Genomic DNA, 16,683 nt, shown 5'->3' with positions numbered 1-16,683 from the left:
TCTCCAATGCAGTAAGATAGGTTTAGATGACAAAATCATGATAAATAAAAGTTTAAGAAATAATAACGAAAACAATGATGATCCGATATATCCGTTCAGTGTCCCTGATAGTTACTTTGAGGATCTGAAAGCAAAGGTATTGTCAGAAATAAAAGGTCACGAACAAATTCACTTAACTCCGCTGTTGAAGAATAAAAATGCTATAGAAATTCTACGCCCTTATCTTTATCTTGCAGCTATGTTTTCAGGACTCTTTTTGATCTTCAGGGGAGTAAACTATCTAAGGCCTGATGCCAATAAAGAGATAGCGACAGAAGTCATCGCATTAAATACACCCTCAGACGAGGAGGTTCTTTTAGTTTCAGAGGAAGAACTAGAAGACTTTATCGATTACTTTTGGGGCGAATCTACTCATCAAGAAGCCTTATTTAATAACCAAGTTGACAATTCAGTGAAGTAAAATTATGGTACACAAACTTCTTCTCATACTATTTCTTGGATTCTTTATTACCCCCATGAAAGCTCAAATCATGGTAGGAGACAATGGTAAAGCAAAAGAGAGAATCGAGAGATTTCGTTCGGAGAGAATAAAACATATTAAATCTCAGGTTTCACTCGATGAGAACGAAATTCAAAAACTCAGTGAGATACTTCAAACAAATGACACCAAAAAGTTTAAAATATGGGCTCAAATAGTAGAAATACACAAATCTATAAAAGCCGAAAATAATCCGACGGAAGACAAATACAGTCAAAAACTTCGACAACTAATAGATCTTGAGCGTAATCAAATGCTTATAAATGAGGAGTTAGTATTGGAAATTCAGAAAAACTTTACCCCCGAAAAAAGTTATTATACCTATGTGGCCATAAAACACTTTTATAGCAAGCTAAAGAGCCCGGATAAGAGAAGAGATCATAAATAATTGGAGCAACAGGGCAACCGCATCAAAAATATCGATAAAATACAAGTTGCTAATTTTCAAATGATTGCATTTTGATGATTATATTCAAAGATAAAGAATGCACTCAAAACTATGATTGATAATCACGCACTTACATTTTGATGCGGTTGCCCTGTGGAGCAAAGGGGCTTTATTTTGAATATGATTTTTTTTAGTACCTTTGTGATGCTTTTTCAAAAGCCCTATCGTGTGATGGGAGATTAGTGAAGAGGCTAATTTTGAGTAACACAAACAAAAAACTACAATGAAGACATTTCAACTTAACGCCGAAGTTCGTAAAGAAATCGGAAAAAAGGGCTCAAAAGCTCTAAGAAAACAAGAACTTATCCCTGCTGTTCTTTATGGACTCGAGGAGAATCTTTCAATCACTGTATCTCAGGATGCTGTACGTAAACTTATCTATACTCCAGATATCTATCTTGTTGAGATGTCTCTTGCAGGAGGAAAAAAGACTTGCATTCTCCAAGACATACAGTTTCATCCGGTAACAGACAAGATTCTTCACATAGATTTCCTTGAAGTCAAAGAAGACAAGCCTATCATCATTGAGGTTCCTGTTGTTCTTGAAGGTCATGCTGTCGGTGTTCGTGCAGGGGGTAAGCTCAGCCTTGATATGCGTAAACTTAAGGTCAAAGCTCTTTACAATAATGTTCCTGAAAAGCTAACAATTGACGTATCAAAATTAGGATTAGGTAAGACTATCCAAGTCGGATCGCTTAGCTTTGATAACATTGAACTTCTCAACGCGAAGAATGCTGTAGTAGCTGCAGTACGTCTTACTCGTGCCGCTCGTGGAGCTGCTGCTAAGGCGGCTCAAGGTGGTGATGACGAGGAAGAAACAGAAGACGAAGAATAATCTTATTGCTCATAGTTCAGGAAAAGAGCAGACAGTAATATAAAAACCAGAGGGAGTCAAGAGGCATAACCAAGTCTGTCCTTGACTCTCTTTTTTATCCCCTACGGTTGTATTGATTAGCAATGATAGAGATAGATGATACGATAGTCAGCACCGAAATCATAGAAACCTTTTTCTGTTGTGATTTGGAAAAGTGTAAAGGGGCTTGTTGTATTGAAGGAGAATCGGGGGCACCACTTCTTGATGTAGAAAAGGATCTAATCTGCCAGGCTTATCCCCTAATAGAACACCTTCTACCAGAAAAAAATAAAGAATATATTGGGCAGCATGGCTTAATGTATTATGATGGTGATGGAGATCTTGTAACTAACATCATACGTGGTGGAGAGTGTGTTTTTACTTGCATAGAAAAAGATGGAAGTTGCAGGTGTGCATTTGAAAAAGAGTATAATGAAGGAAATAATAATAATATTTTCTACAAACCCATATCATGCCATCTATACCCTATCCGACTGACGAAATATAAGGACTTTATTGCAGTCAATTACCATCGCTGGAAACCAATATGTGAACCTGCAAGGGAATTGGGAAAGAAGCTTGGAATAAGACTCTACGAATTTGTCAAAGATCCTTTAATAAGAGCCTTTGGAGAAGAGTGGTTCAGAAAGTTAGAAATTGAAACCGAAAGGTACTTAGCTGATATAGAAAGGAAACAAAAGCATCATGAACAATAATAAATACCTTATTGTGGGCTTGGGAAATATCGGAGAGGAATATAATGGGACTCGCCATAATATCGGTTTTCGAGTGGTAAATTACCTACATCCCGATGGTATTCCGGCATTCTCTGATGGCAGGTATGGAGCCACAGCTCGCATGAGATTGAAGAATAAGGAGCTGATACTCCTCAAACCATCTACCTATATGAACCTAAGCGGAAATGCTGTTAGATATTGGATGGAAAAAGAGAATATTGCTCTTGAAAACCTCCTTGTTGTGGTTGATGAACTAGCCCTACCTTTCGGTACATTAAGACTAAAAACAAAAGGGAGTGCTGGCGGACACAATGGTCTTAAACACATCTCAGCAACGCTCGGCACAGAAAATTATTCCCGTTTGAGGTTTGGCATAGGTTCTGATTTTCACAAGGGAGGACAAGTTGATTTTGTGCTTTCTCCTTTTACTATAGAGGAAGAAGATGAAATACCAATGATTTGCGACGAAACGACTAAAATTATACACTCATTTTGTCTTGCAGGTCCGGCAATTACAATGAATACCTTCAATAAGAAAAGCCTGAGAAAGGCCCCTGTATCTACGCAAAATAATGAATGAGGTAAGAATTGACAAGTGGCTTTGGGCCACTCGATTATTTAAAACCAGATCTATTGCAGCGGATGCGTGCAAGAAGGGTCGCATATTTGTGCGAGACATTGCGGTCAAACCATCGATGATGATAAAAGTGGGAGACATAGTAAAAGTAAAGAAACCTCCTATAACGCTATCATTTGAAGTTCTAGCACTGACGCAAAACAGAATGGGGGCAAAACTCGTCCCTGAATATCTGAAAAACGTGACACCTCCTGAAGAATATGAAACCTTGGAACTTCAAAAATTGACCGGTTTTATTGATAGGGCAAAAGGGACAGGCCGCCCTACCAAAAAAGAGCGTAGAGAACTCGAACAATTTATCACTCCAGATGACTTCTATGACTGGTGGAGCGATGACGAAACAGAAGAGGAAGATTGATCAATATATCAATCTTCCTCTTCTTCTATTTTCTCTACTTTGAGTTTATAAAGCATAGCTGCCTCTATCTCAAACTGGGTAGCTCCTCTATTGAGGACATCTATAGTCCATAAATACCCATTGACATCTGTATCGCTATCAACAGTGATTGCACCATGATTGCGTAAGAGCATCATCACGGGATTTATAAGATCAAAATCAAACTTTAGGATATATCTGGTCATCAGATCATGTTCTATAATCTCTGCCATACTGAGAGCTTCTTGAGCAGCCGCTTTATACGCCTGAATGAGCCCTCCTGTCCCCAGCTTAACCCCTCCAAAATAACGAATAACTACAACCAAAGTGTTTGTTAGCTCCCGGCTGTGTATTTGCCCCAAAATTGGTTTTCCGGCAGTTGACGAAGGTTCTCCGTCATCATTAAGACGCTCTACCCTAATCTTCCTTCCACAAACATATGCCCAGCAAACGTGCCTTGCATCATAATACTCTTTACGAATAGAGTCTATGTGCATCATTGCCTCCTCAGGGGTAGATATCGGAAATGCAAAAGCAATAAATTTACTTCTCTTTTCAGTATAGCTTCCAGAAGAAGGTGCCAATATTGTCTTATAGGAATACACAGGTACAGTCATATCTATTTATTGTTCTAACAACATTTTACGTAAGACCGGAGTCCAATCTTCACCATTCTCAGGACAATAAGTAAGAAATCCCATTGACTTGGCAATGTTCACATTATTTGGGCCGTCATCTATGAAGAGAGTTTCCGTCGGATCTATACCCGCGTCCGCGATGATATACTGAAAGAGTTGTATATCAGGCTTACACATACCAAGCCGGCATGAAGCATAAACTTTTTCGAAATAAGAATTTAGTTTACGTCCATTGGGCAAAAAATCAGAAGTATTTGCCCACCTGTATACATAATCATTGGTATTAGAGATTAAGAAAAGCCTGATATCACTAGGTAATTCATTTGCAATAAAGTCAAATTTGTATGGATGAACATCCCTAACAAAGTCTAATAAAGCTCGAGATACATCCCCTTCTGAAATATCAAGTTGATAAACTTCGGACAATTTCTCTGCAAAAGTCACTGCGTCATACTTTCCTAGTTCAAGATCGAGAAATAGACCTGACTGACAATAAGGATCCAACATATCCTCAGCATCATGAATACCAAGTGCTTCAAAATGTCTCACACTCTTTTCTCTTGTGAGGCGTATAAATACTCCTCCAAGGTCAAAAAGCAGGTTCTTTATCATAAAGATTTTATTTTATATATTTCTACTCAGATGAAGTTTCAAATTAGAAGATCGAAGAAAATAGAATCAGTTCTAACAAAATTGAACTAAAAAAGTCTCTGCAGATCAGACTGCAGAGACTCTCTTAATTATTCCTGATCCATGTCAGAACGGGAAGTCTTACTCTTCAACAAGAGTAAAGTCTTCCTTACCTGCGCCACAGACTGGGCATACCCAATCATCTGGGATATCTTCAAACGCAGTACCCGGAGCGATACCACCATCGGGATCGCCTTCAGCCGGATCATAGATCCAACCACATGGTTCACATAGCCATTTCTTCATTTTCAGTTAAGTCTTATAGATTAGTAATATATTCAGCGACTGCAAGGACATTTACACATAGCCTCGCATTTGGAATCCAAAGGTAGCAATAATTTTTATAATCCGAAAGAGTTAAATGAACATTAGATCATTTTAAGAGATCCTTTTGAATAAAAGGCTTAAGAAAGCGAGAGCCACTCAAATAAAAATAAAGCAAATCGCCAACTCCACGAGGAAATCTTATCTCTATGTCATTTACCGAGAAGTCCCCTACTCTATACCTAGGCTATGACGCAACTCCTCTATATGCCTTTCCCATAACTGTTCCAATGTCAGAGGATCCATACCAACGTCATGATCATCGACAAGTATTGAAACTGTTGAGGTTAGTTCGGTCTTTACAATCTCTATGGATAAGTACGAGTTTTTGTCATCATTCCAAACCCATTTGATAAGTTTATCTTTCTCTATTTCGGTAATCGTACCATCGCGGCGATCCCCCAACTTATCCCACTCAACATAGATATTCTTGCTATCAATACGGACATTAGGAGCAAACCATTCCGATAAACCTTTTGAAGTTGTTATCTGGTTCCAAACACTCCGGACAGATGCCCTATTGAGTACATACTCGTCTTGGTGTCCAATTCTATTATTTCTTGTATTCATGGCTTGTCGCACTAATATATGTCAAATTGTATTTCAAGAATACAATGTACAAAAAAATCACGAATCACATACCATAAAAACTGTCAGAAGATTTAAAATATTTAAACACCTTGGGCAGATAATCTATGATATCGCTTGCTATAAGGCTTTCCTCAGAAAAGTCATTGGCATACAAATTTCCGGCATACCCATTGATAAACGTAGCAAAAAGAGATGCTATAAGTGGTGTATATCCTCTGCCAAGAAATGCCAAAAGCGTACCGGTCAGGACATCTCCCGTACCGGCCGTTGCCATGCCCGGATTACCGGATGTATTAAAGATAATTCGCCCACTTTTGGAGCATATCGCAGTGTATGCCCCCTTAAGGATAATATTGACTCGATGCTCAACTGCCATATGAGAAGCTTTCATGAGTCGTTCATAGTCATTGTTTGAAGGGCCGACAAGAGCCTCAAATTCACCAAGATGAGGGGTCAAAATCGAATCTTCGGGAAGCTTACCCATCAGGGTCTTGTTACTCGCAAGCAAATGTATCGCATCGGCATCTATGACCATAGGTTTTTTGTAGTAGCACAACAAACCTTCCAAAGCTGCAGCAGAATCAAAATTTCGTCCCAACCCCGGTCCTATTGCGATAGCATCATACATGTGAGCATTGTCAAACATAGTGAAATACTCTTTACTCTTATCTCTAGAGACAACAGCCTCCGGGAGTGCAGTGTGAATGATATGTTGAGTTTCCTCAGGTACATGTATTGTAAGATGGCCTACTCCGGAGCGCATGCATGCTCTTCCAGCCAAGATCGCAGCCCCCATCATGCCCTGACTACCGGCAATGAGAGCAACCCTGCCATAATCATACTTGCAAGTATGTTTTTCTCGTCTTGGCATCTCTTCCATGTCAGAAGAACTGAAAACATAATACTTTGTATGCTTATCCGGCTGATTGTCACCAAGGCCTATGTTGATCACCTTCCACTCTCCTACATAAGGTGCATTATCCGATAATAAGAATGCCAACTTAGGTCCATGGAAAGTGTATGTATAAGTTGCCTTGATAACATTATCCATATTGTTACGGGTATTATCTTCCGGCATCAAGCCCGATGGGATATCTACAGACAATATTGTCTTAGCGATCTTGTTGATATAACGAGCGACATTGGCAAGATCCCCCTCAAAAGGCATATTCATCTCTATCCCACACATTCCATCGATGACAATATCTTCAGGCTGAATCACAGGAGGATTAAAAGACGTCGTTACTTCTCTTACATTGACATTTGTTTGATTCTGAGCAAGGCGTCTTTGATTGATGAGACAATCATCAGAAAGGAGTCCTGATGGATTGAGCACTATAGCCTCAATAGAATGATCAAAATTGGACAAAATACGTCCAATTGCCAAAGCAAGAGCACCATTGGCTCCGGGCCCTGCAAAGATGATAATTCTGTGCGTTCCCTTGAAATCCCTCTGAAACTGTGCACAGAAGGCATTACTCATTTGCTCACAAAGATCCAATGAGGTATAACTACCTTTGGCACTTGTAGCAGACTGTTCGAGATTAAATATTTGTTCTTGAGTGTATATTTTCAACATGGCCCGGAAGTTGTCTATCTCAGCGTTAATATTTCATTGAATGAGACAAAGATAAAAATATTGAGGTAGATATCCCCTCTCTAAGTTCACAGAATAAGCCCATCAGTCTTTATCTGCAATCTATCCTCCCACATATCTAATGGTGAAAGATATCCATGCTCAATGGCAATATCTCTCAGAAGACTTATAGACTTGTAGGAATTTGATAGAGCTTCAACATCTCTTGATGAATATGACAAAGGCAGATGATGGCAACCACCATCATCGATACAAGTTGGTAAAGACATAAAGCAATGAGGAAAAAGAGTCGAATTGTGATAACATGATGATGGGTATGTAAATGGTGCATCATCTGTTGCTATCAACATCCTGTATCCTAGATATGCCGGACTTTGATAAGCTGTATGCCCTCGTCTCTTGATGATCATACGCCCTCCATTGATTACTCGATGTCGGATATCCTCCCAGTTCTCTTCTGTCATCAGTCCATCCTCAATATGCTGATCTATACTCTTACCACCAATAAGTACGGTATCACGCATTACTGCCATAGACATATCATGACTGCCGAGAGTGTATACCCCGGAGAGGTCCTCATCTCTTACCCTTAAGACATCACGCAGAGCTCTTCTGTATCTGGAGGTATCAAGAGCCGATATGGAACAGACCTTTTCAACTTCCAACCCACTATGAACCAAAAGAGCAAGCCCTATGATATCCGAAGGGTTTGAAACACAGACAACTCTTTTGACCGAGTCCTTTACCCCCTTCAATGCCAGTCCGGTCTCCTTTGCTGCAGGCATGTTATCAAGTAACATTTCTTCTCTCGTCTGCTTACCGGACTGAACACTTCTAGAATAGAAAAAGTAACCACCATGACGACATGCTTCTTCTGTATCTGTGGTAATAGTAATCTGAATATCCGGAAATCCGGCCTCCACAATCTCGGCCATCAGCCCCTCAAGACGAGGCAGGTGTGAGCCATGCAAAATGAGATGAGGTGAAAACCTATCCATGCAGGCCATGAAAACTAATTGGCTACCAAGTAAGCCTGTTGCTCCAAAGACTACCAATGGACTTTGCGTCCTAAAGTCCGTATGAGATATCGATCGATCGTGCATAAAAAGTATAAATATGATGGTTTTATCCTCTGATAACTTAAACAATGAGAGAGCTCCTAAAGTTGCTCCGAGTCAATGATATTTTAATTCAAAATCATTATATTTCGCTATAAATCTAAATACAGTCTTAGCCATGCAAGAAAATAAACTTTTCAGATCAAAAACAGACCGAAAGATCGCGGGAGTCTGTGAGGGATTTGCTGAGTTTTTTGGGATGGATCCCACAATAGTCAGGTTGCTATATCTCTTTGTGACTTTTTTACAGCCTTTTCAGGTCTATTGATCTACATAGCATTAGCACTGATCCTTCCGGAAAAATAAGCATCTTCCCGGTCTATCATTCCCTACAAAAAAGAGGGTTAGAGGTCTTAAACCGACATAATCGTAACACCCTTCCCTACGATAGAAGAAAAGAAGGTAGACAAGCCTGCAAATTAATGTGGCTACCTTGACAAATCAATCAGTCTAACTTGATGCATCAAGGTAGTGAACCTTTTTGATCCCATTTGAGAAGTATATATTGATAAAGGGACTTGTTGCATCAATGAAGCATTTGACGTAACTGATAAGGCAAGTACTAAAAATGAGAATCAAAGCTACCTTTACAATAGCTAAGGAGAGAATTATAAAATTTGAGTTCATCATCTCTAAAGAAGATGATACAACGATAACTATCCGGTTACTTAGTATGATTTGATGTATCTTTGTGCGTTCAAAAATCACAGATATTCATGGTTTCAATAACAGGACTCACAGTAGAATTTGGAGGAACAACCCTCTTCAGTGACATATCTTTCGTCATCAATCCCAAAGACAGGATTGCCCTAATGGGTAAAAATGGAGCAGGGAAAAGCACACTACTCAAGATACTTGCAGGAAAAAAACAGGCTACAAGGGGAAATATATCCGCACCGAAAGACTGTGTCATTTCCTATTTACCTCAGCACCTGATGATTGAGGACGGAAGGACTGTATTTGAAGAAACAGCTCAAGCCTTTGCTCATCTGCACTCAATGGAAGCTGAAATCGAGCAACTTAACAACGAACTCGCTACTCGGACGGACTATGAGAGCGATGAATACATGGAAATTATCGAAAAAGTCTCAGCTCTGAGTGAAAAGTTTTATGCCATAGATGCTACGAACTATGAAGAAGATGTAGAGAAGGTGCTCTTGGGTTTGGGCTTCAGTCGCTCGGATTTTAACCAACCCACAAGTAACTTCAGTGGGGGCTGGAGGATGCGTATAGAGTTGGCCAAACTCCTCCTTCAAAAGCCGGATGTTCTTCTTCTTGATGAGCCTACCAACCACCTCGATATCGAGTCTATACAGTGGCTTGAAGACTTCCTCATCAATAACGGGAAAGCTGTCGTGGTAATCAGCCATGATAAAAAGTTTGTAGACAGTATCACCACTCGTACGATCGAAGTTACCATGGGTCGTATATATGATTACAAGGTAAACTACTCCAAATATCTCGAACTTCGGAAAGAACGGCGCGAACAACAACAGAAAGCCTATGATGAACAGCAGAAATTCATCGCAGAAACAAAGGAGTTTATAGAAAGATTCAAGGGTACTTACTCTAAGACTTTGCAGGTACAGAGCCGTGTAAAAATGCTGGAAAAACTGGAGATCTTAGAGGTAGATGAAGAGGATACATCAGCACTAAGACTAAAGTTCCCTCCCTCTCCTCGATCCGGAACATATCCTGTAATCATGGAAAATGTCGGGAAAACCTACGGAGACCATGTGGTCTTCAAAAATGCAACTCTCACCATCGAACGTGGAGATAAAGTAGCATTTGTGGGGAAGAATGGAGAAGGAAAATCCACCCTCGTCAAGTGCATAATGAACGAGATAGATCACGAAGGCTCTTTGCAGATCGGACACAATGTCCAGATTGGATACTTTGCCCAAAATCAAGCCTCACTACTTGATGAAGAATTGACTGTATTCCAAACCATTGATGATGTTGCAAAGGGAGATATACGTACCAAGATCAGAGACATCTTGGGAGCTTTCATGTTTGGAGGTCCGGAAGAATCACAGAAAAAAGTCAAGGTGCTATCCGGAGGTGAACGGACAAGATTGGCTATGATAAAACTCTTACTTGAGCCTGTAAATCTTCTTATCCTCGATGAGCCGACCAACCATCTTGATATGAAGACAAAGGATATCCTCAAACAAGCCCTAATAGAGTTTGACGGCACACTCATCCTTGTGAGCCATGACAGAGACTTCCTTGATGGGTTGGTCACGAAGGTATATGAGTTTGGAAACAAAAAAGTCACCGAACACTTGTCAGGCATCTATGAGTTCCTTGAGAAAAAGAAGCTTGATTCACTTCACGAGTTGGAAAGGAAGCAATAAATCCTCTCTCCAACTTTCGCCTTTCAACAAATAACTTATTAGAATCTTAGCTTCTCTGCTAGTCCTAATTCGGGTCATAATTTATTGAGTTCTTCAAATCCCCAACTTGAGGAAAAGAGCTATATTTGTCGGTAATGGAATAAAATTCCAATAGCATACGACAGAAATAATAAAAATGACTCAACAAATCAACACTAAAGTTGCAATCATTGGAGCTGGAATTACGGGATTGTCTATAAGTGTACAGCTTGCAAAAGCCGGAATTCCCTTTGTCATCCTTGAAAAAAGTGACAAGCCCGGAGGACAGATATGTACGCGCAGGGAAAAAGGCTATACGTTTGAAACGGGGCCTAATACCGGAGTCATGTCGACACCTGAAGTTGCCGAACTGTTTGAATATGTACACCCCTACGCAAAACTTGAAGTTGCAAGAAAAGAGGCTGCACACCGATGGATATGGAAAGGAGATAGATTTCACTCTCTACCGACAGGCCCTATAAGTGGATTGATGACGCCACTGTTTACCCTAAAAGATAAGTTTGGAATATTACTCGAACCCTTCAGGGCAAAAGGAGGAGACCCATATGAAAGTGTCGGTGATCTTGCAAAGAGGAGACTTGGTAAAAGCTTTGTCGACTATGCTGTCGATCCATTCGTCGGAGGAATATATGCCGGCGATCCTTACCAACTCACTACGCAATTTGCCCTACCCAAACTGTATCATCTTGAACAAGAATATGGTAGTTTTATCAAGGGTGGGATAGCAAAAAGTCGTACCCCTGAGTCCGAAAGAGAAAAAAAGGCAACTAAGGAAGTGTTTTCGGCTCAAGGAGGATTAGAAAATCTTGTCACCGGGATAGTGAAAAAAATCTCAGATATTGGAAAGATATTAACAGGTGTTAGAAATATACAATCCTCTTACATAGAACCTCACTGTTGGGAAATTTCATACACTACTGACAGTGAGACTCAAATCATGAAAGTAAGCCATATAGTTTCTACAGTAAGAGCAGACTTGATCCAAGATATAGTTCCGCCTGATCTACACTCTTTACTCTCTCCTGTAGCATCACTGAAATATGCACCTGTCACTGAAATTACAGTGGGGTTTGACCATCTGCCAAATGTCAGGAGAAATGCATTTGGTGGACTTATTCCAAGTAAAGAAAAAAGAAAAATACTGGGAGTATTATTTCCTTCTTCTTGTTTTCGTGGACGTGTACCACATGAGGATAGTGCACTTTTCACTATATTTATGGGAGGAATGCGAGACGGAGAAGCATATCGCAACCTCAGTGACGATAGTCTGAAAGAGATAGCACTTGGAGAACTTTATGAAATGATGCAGATCCCAAACAATATCAAACCGGACCTAGTCCATATTTCGAGACATGAACGGGCAATCCCACAGTACGACATATCTTCAGAAGAGAGATTTGAGCGTATAAAAGAGTTAGAGAAGAAATATCCCGGGCTACATCTTTCAGGAGGAATATCCGATGGGATTGGATTGGCACATAGAATCTCGCAAGGCACAAAAGTGGGAAGCCTGATTGTTGAATCTCTAGATAATCCAAATGTATCATGACAACAGAAGAAAAAAACATCGATTCAAATCATATGGTAGAGGAACAGATAAAGTTGGAAGAGGTCGGTAACTATTTATCCATATCTTCGGCGCACGACGCGGTTAACTACTTAGCGAGCCACGGTATAGATGCTATAATAGAGCACGAGACTCTACATAATACGATGGGAAGAGTCCCCGGGCTTTCCAATGGCGTATCTGTTATGGTTCGTTCCTCAGACTATGTAAAAGCTCTCGAACTCCTCATTGCAAGTGGTAGGCTACCGAGTTCAGAGTCCATAGACAACGAGAGATGGTACAGTTCCCTACCCTTCATGAGAAAAGCCCCGTTGTGGGGACAATTATTGGTTCTTATCCTTTTCATAGCTCTAATAATCGGAGCAGTATTCTTATACGCATTTTTGGTAGGAAATATCCAATGACATTAAACAAGAATCCTCAAAAGAGAAGAGGTCGGCGTTTATCCAACTCTCAAATCGCCAGCATTGTGGGCCTTTGGGTGCTCTTGGTATATATAATACTAACCCAAAACAAACAAATAAATGGACCTCTTGTAGTGATTATATTGATGAGTGCGGCTTTTGTAGGAATACCAATATACAAGGAAATTAAACGAAGAAAAGATGAGTAAGGTGAAAATCCCTTACCCATCTTTTCTTTATCCCTCAAGCGGGTTAAAATCATATCGGATAAAAATGAGTGCTAAATAAAAGTGACCACTTCGTGGTTACTAAGTATATCATTCTCATTTACAATATATTTATAACTTCTTAATTTCAGAAGACTTTACGAATAGCAAAACGAGCATAAGCCTCCCTCTCTAACTCTTCCCTGAACTTAGGATGAGCAATACTTGCGAGTGCAAGAGCTCTCTCAGCCTCTGTACGACCAAATAGCGGAGCCACACCATATTCTGTGATGATATAGTCCACATCATTACGATGAGAGGTAACCACACCTTGAGCCGATAAGTTAGGTGCGATACGAGAGACTTCGTCATTTTTTGCAGTTGAAGGCATAGTCAAGATACTCTTGCCGCCCTTAGAGTAGCGAACCCCACGGAGGTAGTCAAGTTGTCCACCACTACCGCTGTACATCTTTCCACCAACCTTCTCAGCACAGACCTGACCGTAAAGATCGACCTCGATGCAGGAGTTGATCGAGATAAAGTTGGGGTTCTGCCCCACAACATGAGGATTATTCATGTAATCCACGGGGTAAAGCTCAAACTCATCATTGTTGTCGATATAATCGTAAAGCTCTTGGCTACCCATGACAAAAGCTGATGTGACCTTGTTAAGATTAACTCCTTTGTGCTTCCCTGTGATAACGCCTTTGCGATGAAGATGCATCACACCATCTGTAAACATCTCGGTATGGATACCCAAATCTTTACGATCCGAAAGTTTACCTAGCACAGCATCAGGGATCGCACCTATACCCATCTGAAGCGTTGCATAGTCAGGAATAAGTTCGGCACAAAAATCCGCAATCTTGCTATCTATCTCCGACTCTCGCGATGCAGGAAGTGTATAAGGGGCAGACTCTTGTTCTACGATGATATCAATATCTTCTGCACGGAGGAAGTTGTCTCCTCCAATATATGGCAACGCAGGATTGACTATCGCCATGACCTTCTTTGCTGCTCTGGCTGCAGGTAGTGTAAAGTCTGAAGAAAGACTGGTGCTGTATCTACCCTGAGCATCAGGTGGTGTAACCTGTATAAATGCCCAATCCGGCTCAAAAGTACCTCCCGGCAAAAAGAGCGATGGCACATAGCTGAAGTGTGTGGGGATATATCCTGCTCTCCCTTCACTCACAGCTGCACGCATCTGCGATCCAAAAACAAAAGGAGCAACCACTCGCATATGATCGGCACACTCCTGAGCGACATGTACAGGGTCCCCCAAGAAAATCATCTGAAAAAGTGTCAGATGGCTAAATCTTTCCTTTTGCCTTACCAATTCTTCTACCAGACAATTAGGAGTAACGGCCGCATGCCCAAGGACGATCTTTTCTCCATCTTTTACCTGAGCTATAGCTTCCAAAAGACTAAGTTTAATAGGGTTCATCATATATTGGTTATTTATAGATAATATTAGGCATAATTTTCGTCTGCAAAGATATTACATAATCCTTAGATACAGAGCAACTAAGACAAAAAAACGTAACCCCTCAAAGAGGGATTACGTTTTCGGAAATATCATTTATCTCAAATATTACTTTTGGATATTTGGTAGTTCAAGGCCATAGCCTTTACGCTTATCAAGAGCCTTAAGAAAGAAGCCCATCACCAAAGCCAATACACCAAGGCTAACGAGCATCAACAGAGCATAGGTATAGTCATTTGATACTGCAGCTACTTCAGGTGTGATTTCCCCGGCTCTAAGTTTTTCCGTAACATCGGTATTTGTAGCATCAAGGACTTTACCGATAAGGAGAGGGAAGAGCCACAAACCAATATTTTGTATCCAGAAGATAAGAGCATAAGCCGAACCTATCACTTTACTGTCCACTAGTTTTGGGACACTTGGCCAAAGAGCAGCAGGAACAAGCGAGAATGATGCCCCAAGTACAAGGATAGTCACGAATGCAAGGACAATACCTCCGACATTGTTATCCTTGAACTGAGGAAGTAAGAACGCAAATGTCAGGTGGCATGCGATAAGAAGGAGTGAACCAAGCATAAGCATCGAAGCAGCCTTACCTTTATTGTCCACATATCTACCAAGAATAGGAGTGATACCTACAGCAAGGAGTGGGAATACAGAGAAAATTGACTCTGCCGACTGACGCATGTATGACATATAGCAGAATCCGATGAGAGAAACAACGGCTAAAATGAGGAGTGTATATCTTAGTTTTCCCTTTGTAAAGTTGCTCATAAATGAGGTTCCCGCAACGATAAGCATCACAACATATTGTATATAAGCAATGCTTTGAGATGCCCAAATGGAATCTTCGGCCGGTGCAACAAAGCTGATGTTGGACTGAAGCATATTCACAGCATACTTCTGGAATGGGAAGATCGCAGAATAATAAAGCACACATAGAAGGGCAACAAGCCAAAAGACCCCGCTTGAGAAGATCTTACCAAGATCACTGAAGCGGAATGGATCATCCTTTTCTTCAGCTTCACCGGTCTGAGCATCGAGCTTCTGATCCATAAAGAAGTACACGATGAACATGATCAACGCAATAAGGAGAAGAATAACACCGAATGCCACTGATCTCGAGACATCAATCACTCCAAACATCTTTGCAAACAATGGAGAAAAAATCATGGTTGTTGCAACACCAAGACGTGCCAGAGCCATCTCCGAGCCCATCGCAAGAGCAACTTCTTTTCCTTTGAACCACTTCACGATACCTCTGGACACCGTGATACCGGCCATCTCAACACCACAGCCGAAAATCATGAAACCAATAGAAGACAATTTTGCAGAGGCCGGCATACCTTGATAGAAAGGAGAAACCCCCAACTCATCAAAAAGAGGCACATAGTTCAAATTCTCAGTGAACCATCTCTCGAGGTCAGATCCTATAAATCCTTCTGTGACAGCATACCAGTTGATAGAAGCCCCAATGATCATCACGACTCCTGAAAGAAGGGCGGTAAAACGCACACCAATCTTATCAAGGATGATACCCGCGATGATAAGGAAGAAGATGAAAACATTAAGGAATGTCTCTGAACCGGCATACGTACCGAATGCCTTTGAATCCCAACCCCTTGTTGACTCAAGAAGGTCTTTGATGGGAGACAAAATGTCCATAAAAATGTACGAGCAGAACATCGCAAAGGACAGCAAAAGAAGGGCTGTCCATCGAGCTGCAGAAGACTCTCTGAGCGTGGTGATAGTAGTGTTACTTACCATAGGATGAATAATGTTTTATAATAGTATATTAAAGTTGCAAGATGACTTTAGATATGAAAATCCAATGATAGAGGAGTTTATATGCCTCTTAGCATTAGGAATGCCTACAAAAGTACACTTTTTTCACAACACATGACAATTATGTACTTCCTTTTTTACTTGCTACAACCGGGCTAAAGTTGAGGGCATTTGATCGCTCTGTATATAAAGGTCATGGGATACCATAAGGGCAATTTTGCCCTCATGATAGCCCACGGTTAGGTAGTGTCCGAAAAAGTGTGTAAGGTTAGTTCTCCCTTTTTCCCCTGGGGCA

General features: G+C 40.7%; 17 protein-coding genes and 1 pseudogene. 10 read left to right on the top strand and 8 right to left on the bottom strand.

Features of this window, described 5'->3' with window-relative positions; genetic code table 11:
• Positions 1-37: 37 nt before the first annotated feature.
• The 6 genes from Q4A14_RS04400 (at position 38) to Q4A14_RS04375 (ending at position 3,571) form a co-directional block, all read left to right on the top strand.
• Positions 38-460 carry a hypothetical protein gene (locus Q4A14_RS04400; RefSeq protein ID WP_303170217.1) on the top strand — a complete coding sequence of 141 codons (423 nt, stop codon included), beginning with the start codon at positions 38-40 and terminating at the stop codon, positions 458-460.
• A gap of 4 nt (positions 461-464) precedes the next feature.
• On the top strand, positions 465-926 hold the full coding sequence (locus tag Q4A14_RS04395) for a hypothetical protein (protein WP_303170215.1): 462 nt from the start codon (positions 465-467) through the stop codon (positions 924-926).
• Between the two features lie 283 nt (positions 927-1,209).
• On the top strand, positions 1,210-1,821 hold the full coding sequence (locus Q4A14_RS04390) for a 50S ribosomal protein L25/general stress protein Ctc (protein WP_303170214.1): 612 nt from the start codon (positions 1,210-1,212) through the stop codon (positions 1,819-1,821).
• Positions 1,822-1,943: 122 nt separating this feature from the next.
• Complete coding sequence (locus tag Q4A14_RS04385) at positions 1,944-2,555, top strand: DUF3109 family protein (RefSeq protein WP_303170212.1); 612 nt, start codon at positions 1,944-1,946, stop codon at positions 2,553-2,555.
• Positions 2,545-3,156, top strand: a complete 612-nt coding sequence (gene pth, locus Q4A14_RS04380) for an aminoacyl-tRNA hydrolase (RefSeq protein ID WP_303170211.1) — start codon at positions 2,545-2,547, stop codon at positions 3,154-3,156. Before Q4A14_RS04385 ends, pth begins: the two co-directional genes overlap by 11 nt.
• Positions 3,149-3,571: an RNA-binding S4 domain-containing protein gene (locus Q4A14_RS04375; protein ID WP_303170209.1), complete on the top strand. Its 423-nt coding sequence runs from the start codon at positions 3,149-3,151 to the stop codon at positions 3,569-3,571. Before pth ends, Q4A14_RS04375 begins: the two co-directional genes overlap by 8 nt.
• 8 nt (positions 3,572-3,579) lie before the next feature.
• On the opposite strand, the gene Q4A14_RS04370 is transcribed toward Q4A14_RS04375, so the two are convergent.
• The 6 genes from Q4A14_RS04370 to Q4A14_RS04345 form a co-directional block, all read right to left on the bottom strand.
• Positions 3,580-4,206: a YigZ family protein gene (locus Q4A14_RS04370; protein WP_303170207.1), complete on the bottom strand. Its 627-nt coding sequence runs from the start codon at positions 4,204-4,206 to the stop codon at positions 3,580-3,582.
• Between the two features lie 6 nt (positions 4,207-4,212).
• Positions 4,213-4,839 (bottom strand): HAD family phosphatase, encoded by a 627-nt coding sequence (locus tag Q4A14_RS04365; RefSeq protein ID WP_303170205.1) that lies wholly within the window; start codon positions 4,837-4,839, stop codon positions 4,213-4,215.
• 159 nt (positions 4,840-4,998) lie between these two features.
• Entirely contained in the window at positions 4,999-5,163 is a 165-nt protein-coding gene (rd, locus tag Q4A14_RS04360) for a rubredoxin (protein WP_303170204.1), read from the bottom strand.
• A gap of 249 nt (positions 5,164-5,412) precedes the next feature.
• Positions 5,413-5,811, bottom strand: a complete 399-nt coding sequence (locus tag Q4A14_RS04355) for an START-like domain-containing protein (RefSeq protein WP_303170202.1) — start codon at positions 5,809-5,811, stop codon at positions 5,413-5,415.
• A 64-nt stretch (positions 5,812-5,875) separates the two neighbouring features.
• On the bottom strand, positions 5,876-7,411 hold the full coding sequence (locus tag Q4A14_RS04350) for an NAD(P)H-hydrate dehydratase (protein ID WP_303170200.1): 1,536 nt from the start codon (positions 7,409-7,411) through the stop codon (positions 5,876-5,878).
• 86 nt (positions 7,412-7,497) lie between these two features.
• The gene (locus Q4A14_RS04345; protein WP_303170198.1) at positions 7,498-8,532 is read right to left on the bottom strand and encodes a hypothetical protein; all 1,035 of its coding nucleotides are present in this window, start codon (positions 8,530-8,532) and stop codon (positions 7,498-7,500) included.
• A gap of 133 nt (positions 8,533-8,665) precedes the next feature.
• Between Q4A14_RS04345 and Q4A14_RS04340 the strand changes: the two are divergent.
• From Q4A14_RS04340 to Q4A14_RS04325, 4 genes and pseudogenes are all read left to right on the top strand, one after another.
• Positions 8,666-8,853, top strand: a pseudogene (locus Q4A14_RS04340) (PspC domain-containing protein).
• Between the two features lie 410 nt (positions 8,854-9,263).
• Positions 9,264-10,904 (top strand): ABC-F family ATP-binding cassette domain-containing protein, encoded by a 1,641-nt coding sequence (locus Q4A14_RS04335; protein WP_303170196.1) that lies wholly within the window; start codon positions 9,264-9,266, stop codon positions 10,902-10,904.
• Positions 10,905-11,079: 175 nt separating this feature from the next.
• Positions 11,080-12,492 carry a protoporphyrinogen oxidase gene (gene hemG, locus Q4A14_RS04330; protein WP_303170194.1) on the top strand — a complete coding sequence of 471 codons (1,413 nt, stop codon included), beginning with the start codon at positions 11,080-11,082 and terminating at the stop codon, positions 12,490-12,492.
• A gap of 32 nt (positions 12,493-12,524) precedes the next feature.
• Entirely contained in the window at positions 12,525-12,914 is a 390-nt protein-coding gene (locus Q4A14_RS04325; RefSeq protein WP_303170193.1) for a hypothetical protein, read from the top strand.
• 354 nt (positions 12,915-13,268) lie between these two features.
• Here the strand turns inward: Q4A14_RS04325 and Q4A14_RS04320 are convergent, their stop codons facing one another.
• Together Q4A14_RS04320 and Q4A14_RS04315 are read right to left on the bottom strand one after the other, a co-directional pair.
• Positions 13,269-14,567: an acetyl-CoA hydrolase/transferase family protein gene (locus Q4A14_RS04320; protein ID WP_303170191.1), complete on the bottom strand. Its 1,299-nt coding sequence runs from the start codon at positions 14,565-14,567 to the stop codon at positions 13,269-13,271.
• 144 nt (positions 14,568-14,711) lie between these two features.
• On the bottom strand, positions 14,712-16,370 hold the full coding sequence (locus Q4A14_RS04315) for an MFS transporter (protein WP_303170190.1): 1,659 nt from the start codon (positions 16,368-16,370) through the stop codon (positions 14,712-14,714).
• Positions 16,371-16,683 lie beyond the last annotated feature (313 nt).

Source organism: Porphyromonas sp., from assembly GCF_030529325.1.
Lineage (GTDB): Bacteria > Bacteroidota > Bacteroidia > Bacteroidales > Porphyromonadaceae > Porphyromonas_A.
This window is presented reverse-complemented; position numbering and strand designations above follow the sequence as displayed.